We start from the raw sequence: 18671 nt of genomic DNA on the forward strand, positions 1-18671 counted from the left end.
AGGGCCCTTAGCTCAGTTGGTTAGAGCGTCCGACTCATAATCGGCAGGTCGTAGGTTCAAGTCCTACAGGGCCCACCATAGTTAAAAAGGCTGCTCATGCAGCCTTTTGTGTATTAGGCAATAGATATAAAAGGCGGTGTCGTGAGCAATAATTTTATTTTTACATCAGAATCGGTTTCGGAAGGTCATCCGGATAAAGTCGCGGATCAAATCTCAGATGCGGTATTGGATGCATTACTGGAACAAGATCCGCGCTCGCGGGTGGCCTGCGAGACAATGGTTAAAACGGGCATGGTTATTTTAGCCGGCGAAATTACGACTGATGCTTGGGTCGATACCGAAGCACTGGTCAGAAAGGTCGTCTGTGATATCGGCTACGATCATGGTGATATCGGTTTCGACGGCCAAAGTTGCGCGGTCTTAAACGCAATCGGTAAGCAGTCGTCCGATATCGCGATGGGCGTCGATGAGTCCGATAATCATGAGCAAGGCGCCGGCGATCAAGGCTTGATGTTCGGTTATGCAACCAATGAAACCGACGTGTTGATGCCGGCTCCGATCACTTATTCTCATTTGTTGGTCAAACGCCAAGCCGAAGTTCGTAAAAATAAAACCCTGCCATGGCTTAGACCGGATGCGAAAAGCCAAATTACTTTCCGTTATGAGAACAATAAGCCGGTCGCGATCGACGCAGTCGTATTATCGACTCAGCATTCACCCGAAATCGGCGCGAAGCAGATTCATGAAGCGGTCATGGATGAGATTATTCTGCATGTCCTGCCGAAAGAGTGGCTGCACAAAGACACCAAATATTTTATCAACCCGACCGGTAATTTCGTGATCGGCGGGCCTGTCGGCGATTGCGGTTTAACCGGCCGTAAAATCATCGTCGATACCTACGGTGGGATGGCGAGACACGGTGGCGGCGCGTTTTCCGGCAAGGATCCTTCGAAAGTGGATAGATCCGCTGCTTACATGGCACGTTACGTCGCAAAAAACATCGTTGCGGCAGGACTTGCCGAACGCTGTGAAATTCAAGTTTCTTATGCGATCGGTGTTGCCGAACCGACTTCGATCAGCGTCGATACTTTCGGGACCGGAAAAGTCGGCGAAGAAAGATTGGTACAGATAATTCGGGACCATTTCGACTTAAGGCCGAAAGGTTTAATCGCAGCTTTGGACTTATTGAAGCCGATTTATCAGGCGACTGCTGCATACGGTCATTTCGGTAGAACCGAAGCGTCCTTCAGTTGGGAAAAAACCGATAAAGCCGATGCATTGAGAGATGCAGCCGGACTTTAAGTAAATTTAGGAGATAACAATGACTCAACCGGACTACAAAGTCGCAGATATTAACCTGGCCGAGTGGGGCCGTAAGGAAATCAATATCGCCGAAACCGAAATGCCTGGCTTGATGGCTTTGCGCGAGGAATTCGGCAGTGAGCAGCCGCTGAAAGGCGCACGCATTGCCGGCTGTTTGCATATGACGATTCAAACGGCAGTGTTGATCGAAACCTTGATCGCACTGGGTGCTGAAGTTCGCTGGTCATCTTGCAACATTTTTTCGACACAGGATCATGCGGCTGCGGCGATTGCCGCTAAAGGCATTCCTGTTTTTGCTTGGAAAGGCGAAACCGAGGAAGAAGCCGAATGGTGTATTGTGCAAACCATCGAAGGCCCGAACGGCTGGCGTCCGAATATGATTTTGGATGACGGTGGCGATTTGACTTTGATGATGCATCAGCAATATCCTGAGTTGATGGCCGATGTCAAAGGGCTTTCCGAGGAAACGACCACGGGCGTGCTGAGGTTGACTGAAATGGTTGCTAAAGGCAAATTGTTGGTGCCGGCCTTCAATGTCAATGATTCGGTCACCAAGTCGAAATTCGATAATCTTTACGGCTGCCGCGAATCTTTGGTTGACGGTATCAAGCGCGCGACCGATGTCATGATTGCCGGTAAAATTGCAGTCGTCTGCGGTTATGGCGACGTCGGCAAGGGTTGTGCTCAATCGTTACGTGGCTTGGGGGCGACCGTATGGATTACCGAAATCGATCCGATTTGCGCATTACAAGCGGCGATGGAAGGCTATCGTGTCGTTACGTTGGAAGAAGCTGCGCCGATTGCCAATATTTTTGTCACGGCAACCGGTAATTTCAATGTGATCACGCATGACCATATGGCGGCGATGCGGGATCAAGCTATTGTCTGCAATATCGGGCATTTCGATTCCGAGATCGAAATTTCTTCGTTGCGTCAATACCAATGGGAAAACATCAAGCCGCAAGTCGATCATGTCATCTTCCCGGACGGCAAGCGTTTAATCGTATTAGCCGAAGGGCGTTTAGTCAATTTAGGTTGTGCGACAGGTCATCCAAGCTTTGTCATGTCTAACTCGTTCTGCAATCAGGTTTTGGCGCAAATCGAACTATGGAACCATGCGGATAAGTACGAAAACAAAGTTTATGTATTGCCTAAAAAATTGGATGAAAAAGTCGCAGCATTGCATCTAAATCAATTGGGTGTGAAATTGACCCGATTGACTGAGAAGCAAGCCGAATACATCAATGTGCCTGTGGACGGACCGTTCAAGCCCGAACATTACCGTTATTGATCGATGTAGACACAGACAAGCCATTAATTGGCTTGTCTGTTGTTTCAATACTCTGAAATCATGCAAACACAACAAAAATATCCCAAACTGTTCAGTTTCGAATTTTATCCGCCCAAGACCGAAGCCGGCGAGGAAAGTTTGCAGGCGGTACATGAAAAATTGAGCCGATTAAATCCCGATTTCTTTTCGGTGACTTTCGGGGCCGGCGGGTCGACGCGGGATAAGACCTTCGATACGGTTGTCAAAATACAAGAGCGCGGCGTTGCTGCTGCGCCTCATCTGTCTTGCGTTGCATCGACGCATGAAAATATCAGAGAGATTTTGCACGGTTATCGTTCGAACGGGATAAAAAAAATCGTCGCGTTGAGAGGCGATTTGCCGTCCGGGATGATGTCGGCCGGGCAATTTCGATATGCCAATGAATTGGTCGACTTTATTCGTAGCGAAACCGGCGATTATTTTCAGATTCATGTCGCTGCCTACCCCGAGACCCATCCTCAGGCGCGAAGTGCTGCTGAGGATTTAAAGAATTTCAAACGCAAAGTCGATGCCGGTGCGAATGCCGCGATTACGCAGTATTTTTATAACGCAGAGTCTTATTTTTATTTTGTCGATGCCTGCGAAAAAATGGGTATCGATATTCCGATTGTTCCCGGTATCATGCCGATTACGAATTATTCGCAATTATTCCGTTTTTCCGATATGTGCGGCGCGGACATTCCACGCTGGCTAAGGAAAAAGCTGGAAGGCTTTGGTGACGATAAGGAGCAAATCATCGCGTTTGGTTGCGATGTCGTAACGCGTTTATGTCAGCAATTGTTGGATAATGGCGCCCCGGGATTGCATTTTTATACGATGAATCAATCCGCGCCAACGTTGGCGATTTGGAATAATTTGAATTTATCGGATTAATCAAAAAGAATCGATGGTTTATCGAGAAAAGGGCGAAAGCCCTTTTTTTGTGACCGCGCGAAGTATAACTCACAGGTCATGGGTATTTGAGATGAGAGTTTCCCGTTTATATGTGCAAGAAGGTCTTGGCAAAAATCGAACCGTAGAGCTTGACGACGATGCTGCACATTATGTCAGAACGGTTTTACGACTGAAGAAAGATTCGAGCTTGATCGTTTTCGATGGCACGGGCGGCGAATATACAGCGGTTGTTGCAGAAGCGAGCAAAAAAAGAGTTGCTCTGGATCTGGGGCAATGGCATGACCGAAAAGTTGAGTCTAATTTGACGATCAATTTGGGACTTGCGATATCGCGAGGGGACAAGATGGATTGGGCTGTGCAGAAAGCCGTGGAATTAGGTGTTAACCGCATCACTCCGTTGGTGACCGAGCGCTGCGTCGTCCAATTGAAAGGTGAAAAGCAACAGCAACGCTTGACGCATTGGCAAAAAATCGTGCAGCATGCGGTCGAACAATGCGGCAGAACCGTTTTACCGGTATTGAATCCGATTGTCGATTTGACCGATTGGGTCGATAAACAAGCAGGCCTGAGAATTTTCTTGGATCCCTATGCCGAAACGCGTTTGTCTGAGCTTAAGCCGCTAAATAATCAAGTTACCTTGTTATCCGGTCCGGAGGGCGGATTTGCCGATCATGAGCGGAATATAGCCAAAGCTGAGGGGTTTATACCGGTTCGTCTGGGTTCCAGAGTCTTGCGTACCGAAACGGCAGCGTTGGCTTCGATTGCTTCTCTACAGATGCTGTGGGGCGATTTCGGAGGTAGCACACAATCATGAAATATCTTGTTTATATTCTAATGCCACTGGCGGTCTTGTTGGTGGCGGCGTCGCTGGGTTGCGTGCTGGGCTATTTGATATGGCTGGGTTTCGGCGATCAGTTTCCGCTGCATAAAATCATCAGTAAGGTCGGTAAGTTATTCTTGGTATTGAGTATTTTTCCGGTCATGGCGGTGCTTCATCTCAAGGGCCGGGATCTGGGGTTTGCCGATAAGGCTACGATGCTGCGGCAGTTCGGTTACGGGTTAGGCTTAGGGGTTTTGACGTTGCTACCGGTTTTTATCGTGCTCTACCTCACGGGCGTTCATGTCATCGATGAGGCGCGATCCTGGTCTTTTGCTTGGGTTTTGCAAAAATTCGTCACTGGGTTTTTATTGGCTTTATTGATATCGCTGGCCGAAGAGCCGATTTTTAGAGGCATTTTGTTCGCCGGCCTGAAACAAAGAATGCCGGTGATCGGAGCGGTACTGATCAGTTCTTTTTATTACGGCATACTGCATTTTCTCGATAGTCATAGCCGTTTTGCGAATGAAGAGGTTACCTTTTTTAGCGGATTCATTTTGTTGAAAGAGGCGCTGCTAAATGTCTTGAACCCCGATATTTTGTCCGCCTTTTTGGCGTTGTTCATGGTCGGAGCTTTTCTGGGAGTCGTTAGGTCGAGGGTGCCGAACAGCTTGGCTTTATGTATTGGCTGTCACACCGCTTGGGTTTGGCAGATAAAGTTTAACAAGTCCTTATTCAACGTCGATCCCCAATCGCCAAATCTTTATTTGGTGAGCAGTTATGACGGTGTGGTCGGTCCGTTGGTGACAGTTTGGATGTTCCTAGTGCTATTCTGCTATATCGGTTATCGATATTTAAAATTACGTTGATTCGGTGTCATTCTTATTGCCAGTAATTGCCAGTAAAATTTCGGCGCTGGGGTGCTCGGCATAGAGCCTACATGTCACTGCCATTAAGTTAAGCCATCATAAAATAAGTAATTTTTGTATTCAGGCTCTTATGTACCTTAAAAGCTTGCCATTCATGGCACTGGATTTCGCCAGTCCATGGCGGAATGACGGGCTCCCGGTACCGAATTTTGATCTACGATGGGTGGTATGGTTATGATTCGGTTTAATCGCGAAAATTATTGAATTGTAGCGGCATTTCAAAATTTTCCGCCTTGAGCATTTGAATGACTTGTTGTAAGTCGTCTCTTTTATTACCGGTGACCCTCACTTTTTCGCCTTGTATAGCCGCTTGTACTTTAAGTTTCTTATCTTTGACCAACTTGACGATTTTTTTGGCAAGTAGCGATTCAATGCCTTGTTTGAGTTCTACGATCTGTTGAGCCGTTCGGCCGGTGGTTTTGGGTTCGTTGATTTCCATGCAGCTAATGTTGATGCCGCGTTTGGTCAGTTTCATTTGCAAGATGTCCAGCATCTGCTGCAATTGAAATTCCGAGCCCGCGCTCATTGTGATTGTGTCGTCCTTGAGTTCGTATGTCGCGCCGGAGCCTTTAAAATCGAAACGCGTGGTGACTTCCCTATTAGCCTGGTCGACGGCGTTATGCGCTTCGTGCGAGTCGTATTCGGAAACTATGTCAAAAGATGGCATGGTGCAATGTATGGTTTAAAAGGGCAATATAAGACGAATGTCTTTTTAATTCAAGACTGGGTTGCATTGGCATTTTTTTGTTGTTTTAGATTTTCGGTAATCGCATGTATCCTTAACCTGCGAATTGCCGCACCGATTTGCGCACCTTCCAGGCCGGATTTGAGTACGCCGGAAATATCGATGGCTGCCGCCGCTTCAGCGGCTTTTAAAATGTAATCGGCTTGCGGATAGGCGTTGTTTTCTGTCCCGCCCCTGCCTCTCGCATCCGCTTCGCAAGCCAATAAGAAATCTTTTAGAGTTGAGGTATTTTTAAATGCTCCTAGATCTAACAGCAGGTCGGTTAAGGTAGCCGGGCGCAGTTCGAAAGCTCTGTGCGCAAGTGTGTGGTAGCGCATGACCCGTTTAGCGAGCGATCTATAATGATTCGGTACTCGTATTCGGTCGGCTAATTGCTCAAGCAAAGGCAGACCGGTTTTTTCATGGCCGTAGTGATGCGGAAGTCGTTCTTTCGGAGATATCGCCTTGCCGAGATCATGCACTAAGACCGCAAAACGTATTTCGGGTTTCTCGGATAGGCGAGCCGCTTGTTCGAGACTCAGCATCGTATGAATGCCGGTGTCGATTTCAGGGTGATGTTGCCGCGGTTGTGGAATCCCGAAGAGGGCGTCTATTTCCGGGAAAATTTTAGCTAACGCTCCGCATTCTCTGAGGGCATAAAAAAATGCCGATGGCGTTCTTTCGATGAGCGCTTTATATAGCTCGGCCCAGACGCGTTCGGGAACGAGATAGTCGATTTCACCGCCGCGTACCATTTGTTGCATGAGTCTCAAGGTTTCATCGGCAATCTGAAAGCCTAAATGCGCATAACGGGCGGCAAAGCGTGCAACGCGCAACACTCTTACCGGGTCTTCGCTGAAAGCTGGGGAGACATGGCGTAAGATCCGATTTTCTAGATCGGCAATACCGTTGTACGGATCGATGACTTCGCCTTCCGAGCTCATTGCGATGGCATTAATAGTCAAGTCGCGGCGTAGAAGGTCTTGTTCCAGGCTGACGTCTGGTGTGCTGTGAATGCTGAATCCTTTGTAGCCTGGGCCGGTCTTGCGTTCGGTGCGTGCCAGCGCATATTCCTCCCTGCTCTCGGGGTGTAAAAATACCGGAAAATCTTTGCCTACAGGGTTAAATCCTTTTTTCAGCATCGATTCCGGCGTTTCCTCTAGCACGACCCAGTCTCTTTCCGTCACGGGGAGATTGAGCAACTGGTCGCGTACTGCGCCGCCGACTAAATAGGTTTTCATGATTATGATTTGTCTTCGTCTTTCTATGATAGGGTTAGTATAACGCTTGATTAGAGTCTTAAAAAAATACGCTGTTAACAAAAGGGGGGGGAGTGGTCGAAATTTTTATTTTAAGCATGATTGCCGGCACGGTTAGCGGATTATTTGCGGGATTATTCGGTATCGGCGGCGGACTAATATTGGTGCCGATACTTGTTTTTTTGTTTAAGGCGCAGGGTTTTGCAGCCGATTTTATCATGCATATGGCTGTCGCTACGTCATTGGCGACTATCGTGTTGACTTCAATTTCGGCGACTCTTGCACATCACAGGTTGAAGTCTGTGATATGGGGCAAGGTCTACAGCTTGGTTCCGGGCATCGTAATAGGGTCGGTTTTAGGTGCCGTAATTGCCGATACAATATCGGCGGACTCACTGCGCATTATCTTTGCTATTTTTCTGTTGTACATAGGGTTTCAGATGGCATTCCAAATCAAGCCGGAAGCCGGTGCGATGCAGCAATCGCCGTTCCTGGATGCAGCGGCCTCCATTGTCATCGGAATTCTTTCGTCAATGTTAGGTATCGGGGGAGGGACGATGACGGTGCCTTACTTGGTGCGCGGACAATTTCCGGTACGCAACGCGGTGGGTATTGCCAGTGCGTGCGGATTGCCGATTGCGTTTGGCGGGACGCTTAGTTATATGTTGTTAGGCTTTGAAAAAACCGGTTTGCCTGCAGGCAGTTGGGGATATGTTTATTTGCCAGCGTTTGCAGGCATTGTGTTATTGAGTATGGTCACTGCTCCGTTGGGAGCAAAATTGGCTCATAAGCTTCCCGCGCAAACCATCAAGTGTTATTTTTCACTCTTAATTTTTATCATGGCGGCAAAGTTGCTTTCGGAATAATCAGGTTGTTAGCACGATTGTCTAGCGGTTCGGAAACTATATTGAACAAGCTGATTCTAATGTCAAATATTTCATAGTATAATTTTCGGTTATTTTTCTGACTGTAAGGAGTGAGTATGCGAGTTATTCAGGAAGCTCTCACGTTTGATGATGTATTACTGGTTCCGGCCCATTCGACGGTGTTGCCTCGCGATGTGGATTTGAAAACCCGTTTGACGCGCGATATTACGCTTAATATTCCTTTGATTTCCGCGGCGATGGATACGGTAACAGAATCGAGGCTCGCTATCGCAATTGCACAGGAGGGCGGGATTGGTATTATTCATAAAAACATGACTGCGGAGCAACAAGCGCGGGAAGTGTTGCGAGTCAAAAAATACGAAAGCGGGGTGATCAAGGATCCTATTACCGTGTCGCCCAATATTAGTATTCGTGAAGTATTGGCGCTGACACGGGCAAAAAACATTTCCGGCGTTCCGGTGGTTGATGGCGATAATTTAGTCGGTATAGTAACGAGTCGCGATTTACGCTTTGAAACACGCTTCGATGAGCCGGTTTCGAAAGTGATGACGCCAAAAGAACGCTTGATTACGGTTAATGAAAACGCCGATCACAAGGAAGCTATCGAACTGCTGCACAAATATCGCATCGAGAAAGTATTAGTGGTCAATGATTCATTTCATTTGAAAGGGATGATCACGGTCAAAGATATACAAAAAGCGAAAGACTATCCGCAAGCATGTAAGGATGAGCAAGAGCGTCTTCGCGTTGGTGCTGCGGTCGGTACCGGTCAGGGTACTGAAGAGCGCGTTGAGGCGTTGGTGAAAGCCGGCGTGGATGTGATCATTGTCGATACGGCTCATGGGCATTCTCAAGGCGTATTGGATCGGGTCAGTTGGGTTAAGCGATATTATCCGGAAGTACAGGTGATCGGTGGAAATATCGCCACGGCGGCAGCTGCGAAAGCGTTGGTTGAGGCAGGAGCCGATGCAGTTAAAGTGGGGATCGGGCCGGGCTCGATCTGTACGACTCGTATAGTTGCCGGTGTGGGTGTACCTCAAATAACTGCAGTCAGTAATGTTGCCGATGCGCTTAAAGGTACCGGCGTTCCTCTGATCGCGGATGGCGGCGTTCGGTATTCGGGCGATGTTGCCAAGGCATTGGCTGCGGGGGCTTATGCGGTGATGTTAGGTGGTTTGTTCGCCGGCACTGAAGAAGCGCCTGGCGAAGTCGAGCTTTATCAAGGCCGATCTTATAAATCGTATCGAGGAATGGGATCGCTGGGCGCGATGGCCCAGTCGCAAGGTTCCAGCGATCGATATTTTCAAGAGGAAACCGATAAAGTCGAAAAACTGGTGCCCGAGGGTATTGAAGGCAGAGTGCCTTACAAAGGCAGCCTGTATGCGATCATCCATCAATTGTTGGGCGGTATTAGGGCGAGCATGGGCTATACCGGTAGCCGTACGATCGATGATATGCATCAGCGATCCGAATTTGTTCGGGTTACCAATGCCGGCATGCGTGAAAGCCATGTTCATGATGTTACGATTACCAAGGAAGCACCTAATTATCATATGGAATAACGGTTAATCCATCCGAAAAACTCATCAAGGGCTCGTAGGAGCCCTTTTAATTTTTGTCGTTACAATATTCGAGGTTCAACGTGAGCCAGCAAGCATCGACCAACATTCATCTGTATAAAATCCTGATACTGGATTTCGGGTCCCAATACACCCAATTAATCGCCCGGAGGATACGAGAAATCGGTGTGTATTGCGAAATACTTTCTTGTGATTGCGAGATCGATGACATCATCGGATTTGCACCGAATGGCATTATATTGTCGGGTGGTCCGGAAACAGTCACTAGCGATGATACGCCGCGTGCGCCGCAACGGGTTTTTGCATTGGGTGTTCCTGTATTGGGTATTTGCTACGGTATGCAGACCATGACCGAGCAATTAGGCGGTAGAGTCGAGTCGTCCAGTCATCGGGAATTCGGTTATGCGCAAATTCGCGCGCATGCGCATTCTAAGTTATTGAAAGGTATTGAGGATCATACATCGCCGGAAGGCTTCGGTTTACTGGATGTGTGGATGAGTCATGGCGATAGGGTTGTCGAATTGCCGGAAGGTTTTATTCGTATTGCCAGTTCCGACGGAGCGCCTATTGCCGGTATCGCGCATGAAGAAAAGTTGTTTTATGGTTTGCAATTTCATCCGGAAGTGACTCATACCCGGCAGGGTTCAAGAATACTGTCGCGTTTTGTGCTCGACATTTGCGGTTGCGAGGCGCTGTGGACGGCCGATAATATCATCGAAGACAGTGTACATGCGGTTCGTCGTAAAGTCGGCTCCGATCGAGTGATTTTAGGGCTTTCAGGCGGAGTGGATTCGTCGGTTGTGGCGGCTTTATTGCATGAGGCAATCGGCGATCAATTGACATGTGTGTTTGTCGATACCGGCTTGTTGCGCTTGCACGAAGGCGATCAGGTCATGGCTACATTTGCCGAGCACATGGGCGTTCGGGTAATTAGGGTCGATGCCGAGCAACGTTACCTAGAGGCATTGCAAGGAGTGGCGGATCCGGAGCAGAAACGAAAAATTATCGGTAACTTGTTCGTTGAGATCTTCGATGAGGAAGCCGCTAAACTGGCCGATGCGAAATGGTTGGCGCAAGGCACGATTTATCCGGATGTGATCGAGTCGGCGGGTGCGAAAAGCGGTAAGGCTCATTTAATCAAGTCTCACCATAACGTCGGTGGCTTGCCGGAAAATATGACGCTTAAGTTGCTGGAGCCCTTGCGTGAATTGTTCAAGGATGAGGTTAGAAAGCTTGGTTTGGAGCTTGGCTTGCCTTACGAAATGGTATTTCGTCATCCTTTTCCTGGGCCGGGCTTGGGTGTGCGGATTTTAGGTGAAGTCAAAAAAGACTATGCCGATTTGCTGCGACAAGCCGATGCGATATTTATCGAAGAATTGTATCGGCGCCAACTGTATGAAAAGGTCAGTCAGGCATTTGCGGTGTTTTTGCCGGTCAAGTCGGTCGGCGTAATGGGCGACGGGCGGCGTTACGATTATGTGATTGCCTTGCGCGCGGTTGAAACCATCGATTTCATGACGGCGCGTTGGGCGCATTTACCTTACGATTTTTTGGATTTGGTTTCGCGTCGGATCATTAACGAAGTCTCGGGTATTTCTCGGGTGACTTACGATATTTCCGGCAAACCGCCGGCTACGATTGAGTGGGAATAGCCGATAATCATAACGACGAAGCGTGGATGCGGCATGCCTTTAGATTGGCGCAACGTGCCGAGTCTATGGGTGAGGTGCCGGTCGGGGCGGTTATCGTCAAAGATGATGTCTGCATTGCCGAAGGATGGAATCGGCCGATTGCGAGTCACGATCCGTCGGCACATGCGGAAATGCTTGCGATTCGTGAGGCCGGCAAGGTATTGAAAAACTATCGGCTGACCGGTACGACGATCTTCGTTACGCTTGAGCCTTGTGTGATGTGTATGGGGGCGATCGTTCATGCAAGAATCGAGCGCCTGGTATTTGCCGCCGAAGATCCTAAGCGTGGCGCAGTATGCAGTGCAATGAATCTATCCGAATCGTCATTTTTAAATCATCGAGTCGCATGGCGATGCGGTGTTTTAAAAGACGAGTGTTCCGAAATGCTTAAAGACTTCTTTCGGGCCCGTCGTTAGTTTAGTACTGATTAATCGTCTGCTTTACGTAATTTTTTATAGGCATTAATCAGACCGTTCGTGGAACAGTCATGACTGCCGATGGTTTCGTCATTTAGCAGTTCGGGCAAAATGACTTTGGCCAGTACTTTGCCCAGTTCAACGCCCATTTGGTCGAAAGAATTGATATTCCAAATAGCGCCTTGCACGAAGATTTTATGCTCGTAAAATGCGATCAACGAGCCTAATGTTTTAGGCGTAAGCTTATCGAAAAGAAAAGAGTTAGACGGTTTATTACCCTCAAAGACTTTAGATGCGACTAATATGGCGTTATTTCTGTCTTGTTCGGGTAGTTCGGCAATGACTTCTTCGGCACTTCTGCCATGCATCAAAGCTTCCGGTTGGGCAAGAAAGTTTGAAATTAAAATATCATGATGTTTCGGTAGGTGATAATGTGAGTTAGCCGGTGCCAGGAAGTCACAAGGTATTAGTTTAGTGCCTTGATGGATCAATTGGTAAAATGCATGCTGTCCATTCGTTCCCGGTTGGCCCCAAATGATCGGTCCGGTACTATAATCGACCGGTTGCCCCTCTCTGTCGATGCTTTTACCGTTACTTTCCATGTCGCTTTGTTGTAGGAACTCGCAAAAATAACGCAGTGATTGGTCGTAGGGCAATATTGCATGAGATTCTGCGCCATAAAAATTGTTATACCAAATGCCTAGTAAACCCATGATGACCGGAATATTGCGGTCGAATGGCGTATCTCTAAAATGTAAATCGGCCTCATGGGCGCCTTGCAACAATTGTTCGAAATTATCCATCCCTACTTGTAGCGCAATGGACAGGCCAATTGATGACCATAATGAATAGCGTCCGCCAACCCAGTCCCAAAATTCGAAAATGTTTTCCGGATCGATGCCAAATTCAATGACATTTTCAGGGTGTGTGGAAATCGCGACAAAATGCTTACCGATGGCTTTTTCGTCATTAATTTGCTCGAGAAACCAATTTCTTGCGGAGTGCGCATTAGTCATGGTTTCCTGAGTGTTGAACATTTTTGATGCAACGATAAACAGAGTCGTTTCGGCGTTGAGCGGTTTGAGTGTTTCGACGAGATCGGTTTGATCGACGTTTGAAACAAAATGAACATTTAATTTATCGGAAGCATAAGGGGTTAGCGCAGTAGCAACCATCTTCGGGCCAAGGTTCGAGCCGCCTATGCCGATATTGACGATGTCCTTAACGGGTTTTCCAGTCTGTCCTAGCCATTGTTCGTTTCTTACCTTATCCGTAAAGACGCGCATTTTGGCCAGAACCTGATTGATGTTTGACATTACATCGACTCCGTCAACCATGACCGGGTGGTTGCTTCTGTTGCGTAATGCGGTATGCAAAACAGCTCTTTGTTCGGTGTGGTTGATCTTTTCGCCGGTAAACATGGCTTCGATTTTTGAACTAAGTGCCGAATGAGTTGCCAAATCGACCAACAATGAACGCGTGTCTTCCGTGATTAAGTTTTTCGAGTAGTCGAATAGAATGTCGTTGAATTGAAGTGAGAATTGTTCAAAACGACGAGGATTTAGATTAAAAGCTTCTCTCAGGTCGAAGTTTTGAATGGCGGCGCAATGACTAACTAAGGATTTCCAGGTGGGGGTCTGGGTCAAAGATGGCATGTGATTAATTTCCTGTATGGGCGGTCAGGTTTGCAAAAGTCTACGAAAACACGGCTAATTGCGGATACATATTAAATAAGCATTATATTACTATGTGCCTTTTTGGGGCAATTTACCCCGCACCTAAATTCAAAGGGCGTTGTTTGTTAAGATGGATTTTGATTGTGTAGTTGCATGGAGATATGTCATATCATTACGTTTATCATGAGCGAAAAAACGTCTAATAAACAAAAAAGGTGGGCGGAATGTTAGGCGAAAGTCGACATCAAGGTCATACCGTCAAGCCCCTATGGATGGGTTTACGGTGCGCCTCGACGAACATGTTCCCACCTGACAAGGTTATTGACTAAGACGGGAGTGGCTTTATTTGTATTGGGCGATATGCTAGAGTTCATAAGTGCATCAGTGATAATAAAAAATTAATGCAGATTTTTGCTTATTCGAAGCTTTGGTTTATCGCTGGTTTTAGTCTATAAAAGAGCAACAAGCAATTATAAAAATTATAATTAACCGACAAAACTGGAAGGTATTATGAACAGAAAGAACATCGTAAGAAATAGTCTCCTAGCGCTTATGGGCTTGGTTTTTTCCGCTTCCGTTTGGGCTCATGGTGGTGCGGCGGGTACCGATACCGATCAATGTAAGTTTGAATTGGAGCCTGGGCACTGGGTTCATTACACGGCTTATCAACCCAATGCTTTTCCAGCCGAGGAATTTTGTGCAAATATTCCTAGCATTAACACTTTGACTCAATTAGTTTTCGATTATCAAGATCCACGATACAGAAAGATGTCGGTTGAGTTCGAGGTGACAAAAGAGCCTGAGGGTACTCGCGTATTTCATTTGCCTGCGTCAAAACATAAATCCGGGACAGTAACGTTAACTTTGGATAAAGGCGTTCCAGAGGTCGGAAATTACCTAATTCACATCACGCTGGTACCTGATGAAGGCGAAAGGCTGGATGTTCACATGGGCTTTGTCGCAGGTAAAGGTCAACAGACCAGTACGGGTTTAATGGCGTTATATGCCTTTTTTGTGTTTGCCGGTCTTTATATCCTCTATCTGTCTCATGCCGGATTTAAGAAAAAAGTTGACGAATTGTTAGGAAAAATCAAAGAAGCCTAAGTTTTTATTGGGTGGCGGTGAATACTCGAAAGTCGCCAATCAATTTTTGTCATTACATACAGGCATAGCCCATTTCAATGCATGTGCTATGCCTGGTTATGACAGGAATGAAATATTTGCTAAGTTCTGTTTTCAAATCTATTTCAAATGCTTATCGTCGGTTTTGGTTGCAAATATTAAAGGCGAGTCATTTAATTAATAGCGTAGACAAGGAAGTAAGCAATCATTGAGAACCGGTAATCGGAAGGCAAGGCTTGTTAAACTGGTGTTCGACGATACGGGTCTTTTCCAGGCCTAGAAACCGCTTTGAACTGTGTTAGGCGGAGCAGGTGATCTGAAAAGGCCGGACGAAAATCCGAAATTGTGGCCGAGTGGAATAGGTCAAGCGAACGATCCTAAACGGTCAGATGGTTAAGAATGTCGACAAAAAGTTATTAATGAAGACGAATTTTAAAGTTAAGGTGAAAATAATGAGGTTTGGATTTTTCTCAATGGTTGCTGCAAGTTTTATGTTGGCATCGACGGTGCTCCAAGCAAAGGAGTATGAAGAGCACAACAATATGATGGATCACGGTGGCGGCCATCTGATGGACATGGGCGGCGGAATGGTAATGGGGCAAAATTCGGATACCTTGCCCGGTGGTTGCGATAAGATTGCTGCAACTAAGGAAATTACGGTTCGCGCGGGACACCAATATGCCGAAAAATTTCCGGGGCGAATGTTTGCATTCGATACCCAGGAGTTTCAGTTCGAACCCTGCACCAAATTGACGGTTAATTTCATTAACGATGACAATATTCGACATCAATGGATGATGCATGGCTTGCCCAAATATTTGTATCCGAAAGGTATGTTCCATTTGGAAGTAACCGGTCCCGGAAAAATATCGGGTACATTAATTTTACCGCCTGGAGATAAAACCTATTTAGTGCATTGCGATATCGCCCAACACATGGAGAAAGGGATGAAGGCGCAGTTGAAAGTAGGTAAGGGAGCCGGCGATTTGCCGAGTATCCCGGGTGTGACTCCCTATGTGATTCAGGATAGTTACGAAGTTTCCCCAATTCTCGATAATCCTATTCAGTCCCAAGCCGCTTCAGCGGCAATAACAAGTAACACAGTTTCGCAAGAGAATAGCTCATGGTTTTCCGGGGTTATGGTGATAGGTTTGGCGATTGGTTTGTTGATCTCGCCTTTATTAGCAAAAAAATTCAAAGGGATGAGTTTTTCCGAAGGTGTTTCTTATGTATTTGAGTTAATCGGAAATGTGTTAGGTTTTATATACAGATTTTTTTCCAAAGTGCTACAGTCCGTTTTTTCAGGAAAAAATAAAGTATTGCCTGAGAAATAAATGTAAAAAATGGGTCAAGCCCCTGTAACCTATGGGTTTCAGGGGCTTTTTTGTGGGTTAAGTAAATGCCGGAAGATTATCTAGGGTTTGCGGGTTTATTTTTTAGTGCCTTTATATCGTCGACGATTGCTCCAGGCGGCTCTGAAGCCGTGCTGGCTCTGATGGTGTCGGACCATCAAGACCAAGTGATACTATTAGTCGGTATTGCGACGATCGGCAATACTTTAGGTGCTTTAACAACTTGGTTTTTAGGATATTTGGCGGCAAAGAAATATCCTATCGAATCATTGTTAGAGACTAATAAACAAAAAGCGATAATGTGGGTTAGAAAATGGGGACAATGGGCGCTTTTATTTTCATGGTTGCCTGTTATCGGAGATGGTTTTTGTTTTGCCGGAGGGTGGTTAAAATTATCTTTGTATTCATCTATAGTATTCATTTTTATTGGAAAATTAGTTCGATATGCGGTGATTTCCTGGGTATTCGCGGGAAATTAACGAGGATTGCTGCTTTTGTTTAAATATGTGATCAACGAGGAAGTTTGATGTTAAGACATTTTCCGGAGCCGGGTATTGCTTACGAGCATAGACCGCGCGACTATTTTATTGCAGGATTTACATTTTTTTGTGTAGCTGTGTGTTTGGTCGTAGATGCCAACGCTACCATGGAAAAACAAAATGCATTGGGCGTTTGCGGATGGGTTTTTCTCATAGGTTTGTTGTTGGGTGAATCCAGTGAAGTAAGGATGCAAGTTATTATTGCCGTAGCTTTTGCGACAGTCGGCGAGCATTTTGCGTCTCCTTATATGGGGGGGTATACCTATCGCTTTGAAAATGTACCGGCGTATGTTCCCCCGGGGCATGGAATGGTTTACTTGACCGCCGTTGCGTTGGCGCGTTCCGGATTCTTTATGCGGTATGCACGAATGATTGCGCTATTCGTCGTCGTAGTTTGTGGACTTTGGTCGATTTGGGGCATCAGTGGCCTGGCTGTGCAGGGAGACTCGGTAGGGGCGCTGTTGTTTTGCGTATTTTTAGGTTATTTATTTAAAGGACGTTCTCCGCTGGTTTATCTGGCTGCATTTTTTATCACAACCTGGTTGGAGTTAATTGGGACGGCTGCCGGAACTTGGACGTGGGCTTCCATTGATCCTGTGTTGGGTCTTCCACAAGGAAATCCGCCGAGCGGAGTTGCTGCTTGGTATTGTTTGGTCGATGCGGTTGCGATGGGCGGGGCGGCGCCGGTCATGAGAGGCTTAACAAATATATCTGCTTGGGTACCTATCGGGAGAAGTAGAGCCGCCGCTTATCAAACGATGGATGAATAGGTAGTTGGAGTTTCTATGAGTGAAAATTTTTCATCGTGAATGTTGCTGTACCTTTGATCAAGTTTCGGCACGAAAATTTGGTTGGCAATGGGTAAACAATAAGTTGCTTCATGTCACTTGAGTTATTTACGCGCGGTTCAGTCGCGTGATTTTTCGATTGTTTGGATTTTAAACCGAGGTTGAAAATGAAAAAGTTAGCATTAATTGGGTTGGTATTATTTGCGCCAACGGCGTTTGCCGATTGGGCCTTAAATCAAAAATTATCGTCATTAAGTTTTCTCACTACCAAAAATGCAAGCGTTACCGAGAAACATACGTTCAATAAAATGTCTGGATCGTTAAGTGATGAAGGTGTGGCCAAACTAGTTATTCAGTTAGATAGCGTTGAAACCGGCGTACCGATCAGAAATGAGCGAATGAAGGAGTTGTTATTTCAAATTGAACGTTTTCCGGAAGCGTTAGTTGAGCTGAAATTTGAAAAGACTCGCTTAGATTCGTTAAAGGCCGGGCAAATGATGGACCTGCCCGTAACCGCGAATCTTAGATTGCAGGGCGTTGAGCGTTCAATGGATGCTAACTTAAGAATTATTAAGTTAACCAATGCCCAAGTCTCGGTGACAACTATCGAGCCGATTATAATGAATACCGAATGGTTCGGTTTGCAGGCGGGAGTTGAAAAGTTACGAGAAATCGTTAATTTGCAAAGTATTACTGGAGTGGTACCCGTCACTTTGAATCTTGTTTACAATTTACAATAAAGACATTTTTAATAGGGCTGTTCGCAAGACTTTTACTTTGGTTATCCAAAAGTAAGTGTCTGAATGTTTATCGGGATTGTTTATATTTGCTCCTATCGAATTGAAAAATAGGCTAATTTTCAGAAGGTGTAGGGTGTGTTTGACGAGGTAATCGTCAGTGGGGCGGATTTAGCTTCATGCAAAATCTGCATTCACTGATCCATGTTGTTCAGGTTTCTGCAGGTTGCCATGAATGGATTCGCCCAGCACCTAAATTATCTGAGTAGTCGATTTTATGAAGTAAGGATTTCGTAATAAATAAGGTCCAGGAGATATGAGTTTTGTTGAGGGTTCGGCAACTCGCTTGACAGTACGTCGTGAATAAGTTCGTGTAGGCCTGTCGGCGGCTATCCCGGTTGCCGACACCAGTCAATCGAGCAACCGAACCCTTCATACTCCCTTTTGATTGAAAAACCGCCAAAGAATAAAAGGTATTGGATATGTCTATCGAGGACTGCCGTAAATCCATCCATGGGAGCTTGACGGTAGCTCTCCCTGCTGCCGACGTCCTCGCTAGCCACACCCCATACCTTCATAAAGCTAACCATTTTTTGAGTATAAAGGG

At 46.4% G+C, this 18671-nt stretch carries 17 protein-coding genes and 1 tRNA gene; 15 read left to right on the plus strand and 3 right to left on the minus strand.

Going from position 1 to position 18671, the window contains the following annotated elements; genetic code table 11:
• Nucleotide 1 precedes the first annotated feature (1 nt).
• The 6 genes from EQU24_RS00525 (at nucleotide 2) to EQU24_RS00550 (ending at nucleotide 5233) form a co-directional block, all read left to right on the plus strand.
• A tRNA-Ile gene (locus EQU24_RS00525) sits at nucleotides 2-78 on the plus strand.
• Nucleotides 79-141: 63 nt separating this feature from the next.
• Nucleotides 142-1302: a methionine adenosyltransferase gene (gene metK, locus EQU24_RS00530; RefSeq protein ID WP_017841383.1), complete on the plus strand. Its 1161-nt coding sequence runs from the start codon at nucleotides 142-144 to the stop codon at nucleotides 1300-1302.
• Between the two features lie 19 nt (nucleotides 1303-1321).
• Complete coding sequence (gene ahcY, locus EQU24_RS00535; RefSeq protein ID WP_017841382.1) at nucleotides 1322-2614, plus strand: adenosylhomocysteinase; 1293 nt, start codon at nucleotides 1322-1324, stop codon at nucleotides 2612-2614.
• Between the two features lie 60 nt (nucleotides 2615-2674).
• Nucleotides 2675-3526: a methylenetetrahydrofolate reductase [NAD(P)H] gene (metF, locus tag EQU24_RS00540; RefSeq protein WP_017841381.1), complete on the plus strand. Its 852-nt coding sequence runs from the start codon at nucleotides 2675-2677 to the stop codon at nucleotides 3524-3526.
• A gap of 91 nt (nucleotides 3527-3617) precedes the next feature.
• Nucleotides 3618-4361 carry a 16S rRNA (uracil(1498)-N(3))-methyltransferase gene (locus tag EQU24_RS00545; protein WP_017841380.1) on the plus strand — a complete coding sequence of 248 codons (744 nt, stop codon included), beginning with the start codon at nucleotides 3618-3620 and terminating at the stop codon, nucleotides 4359-4361.
• A complete protein-coding gene (locus EQU24_RS00550; RefSeq protein ID WP_017841379.1) occupies nucleotides 4358-5233 on the plus strand; it encodes a CPBP family intramembrane glutamic endopeptidase in 876 nt (291 codons plus the stop codon). The genes EQU24_RS00545 and EQU24_RS00550 overlap by 4 nt, the downstream gene beginning before the upstream one ends.
• Before the next feature lie 244 nt (nucleotides 5234-5477).
• Here the strand turns inward: EQU24_RS00550 and EQU24_RS00555 are convergent, their stop codons facing one another.
• On the minus strand, nucleotides 5478-5960 hold the full coding sequence (locus tag EQU24_RS00555) for a YajQ family cyclic di-GMP-binding protein (protein ID WP_017841378.1): 483 nt from the start codon (nucleotides 5958-5960) through the stop codon (nucleotides 5478-5480).
• A 50-nt stretch (nucleotides 5961-6010) separates the two neighbouring features.
• Nucleotides 6011-7258 carry a multifunctional CCA addition/repair protein gene (locus EQU24_RS00560; RefSeq protein ID WP_017841377.1) on the minus strand — a complete coding sequence of 416 codons (1248 nt, stop codon included), beginning with the start codon at nucleotides 7256-7258 and terminating at the stop codon, nucleotides 6011-6013.
• 92 nt (nucleotides 7259-7350) lie between these two features.
• Between EQU24_RS00560 and EQU24_RS00565 the strand changes: the two genes are divergently transcribed.
• The 4 genes from EQU24_RS00565 to tadA all read left to right on the plus strand — a co-directional run bounded on the left by EQU24_RS00565 (nucleotide 7351) and on the right by tadA (nucleotide 11850).
• Complete coding sequence (locus EQU24_RS00565) at nucleotides 7351-8142, plus strand: sulfite exporter TauE/SafE family protein (RefSeq protein WP_017841376.1); 792 nt, start codon at nucleotides 7351-7353, stop codon at nucleotides 8140-8142.
• A gap of 116 nt (nucleotides 8143-8258) precedes the next feature.
• Nucleotides 8259-9725, plus strand: a complete 1467-nt coding sequence (guaB, locus tag EQU24_RS00570; protein WP_017841375.1) for an IMP dehydrogenase — start codon at nucleotides 8259-8261, stop codon at nucleotides 9723-9725.
• An 80-nt stretch (nucleotides 9726-9805) separates the two neighbouring features.
• Nucleotides 9806-11395: a glutamine-hydrolyzing GMP synthase gene (gene guaA, locus EQU24_RS00575; protein WP_026130248.1), complete on the plus strand. Its 1590-nt coding sequence runs from the start codon at nucleotides 9806-9808 to the stop codon at nucleotides 11393-11395.
• Nucleotides 11386-11850: a tRNA adenosine(34) deaminase TadA gene (gene tadA / locus EQU24_RS00580; protein ID WP_017841373.1), complete on the plus strand. Its 465-nt coding sequence runs from the start codon at nucleotides 11386-11388 to the stop codon at nucleotides 11848-11850. The genes guaA and tadA overlap by 10 nt, the downstream gene beginning before the upstream one ends.
• Before the next feature lie 11 nt (nucleotides 11851-11861).
• On the opposite strand, the gene pgi is transcribed toward tadA, so the two are convergent.
• Nucleotides 11862-13505, minus strand: a complete 1644-nt coding sequence (pgi, locus tag EQU24_RS00585; protein WP_017841372.1) for a glucose-6-phosphate isomerase — start codon at nucleotides 13503-13505, stop codon at nucleotides 11862-11864.
• A 531-nt stretch (nucleotides 13506-14036) separates the two neighbouring features.
• On the opposite strand from pgi, the gene EQU24_RS00590 reads away from it, so the two are divergent.
• The 5 genes from EQU24_RS00590 (at nucleotide 14037) to EQU24_RS00610 (ending at nucleotide 18067) form a co-directional block, all read left to right on the plus strand.
• Nucleotides 14037-14630: a hypothetical protein gene (locus EQU24_RS00590; protein ID WP_026130247.1), complete on the plus strand. Its 594-nt coding sequence runs from the start codon at nucleotides 14037-14039 to the stop codon at nucleotides 14628-14630.
• A 437-nt stretch (nucleotides 14631-15067) separates the two neighbouring features.
• The gene (locus tag EQU24_RS00595) at nucleotides 15068-15982 is read left to right on the plus strand and encodes a copper oxidase (RefSeq protein ID WP_412768463.1); all 915 of its coding nucleotides are present in this window, start codon (nucleotides 15068-15070) and stop codon (nucleotides 15980-15982) included.
• Between the two features lie 65 nt (nucleotides 15983-16047).
• Nucleotides 16048-16479, plus strand: a complete 432-nt coding sequence (locus tag EQU24_RS00600) for a YqaA family protein (protein WP_017841369.1) — start codon at nucleotides 16048-16050, stop codon at nucleotides 16477-16479.
• Nucleotides 16480-16526: 47 nt separating this feature from the next.
• A complete protein-coding gene (locus EQU24_RS00605; RefSeq protein ID WP_017841368.1) occupies nucleotides 16527-17309 on the plus strand; it encodes a hypothetical protein in 783 nt (260 codons plus the stop codon).
• Nucleotides 17310-17494: 185 nt separating this feature from the next.
• Entirely contained in the window at nucleotides 17495-18067 is a 573-nt protein-coding gene (locus EQU24_RS00610) for a YceI family protein (protein WP_017841367.1), read from the plus strand.
• Nucleotides 18068-18671 lie beyond the last annotated feature (604 nt).

The organism is Methylotuvimicrobium buryatense (assembly GCF_005931095.1).
Lineage (GTDB): Bacteria > Pseudomonadota > Gammaproteobacteria > Methylococcales > Methylomonadaceae > Methylotuvimicrobium > Methylotuvimicrobium buryatense.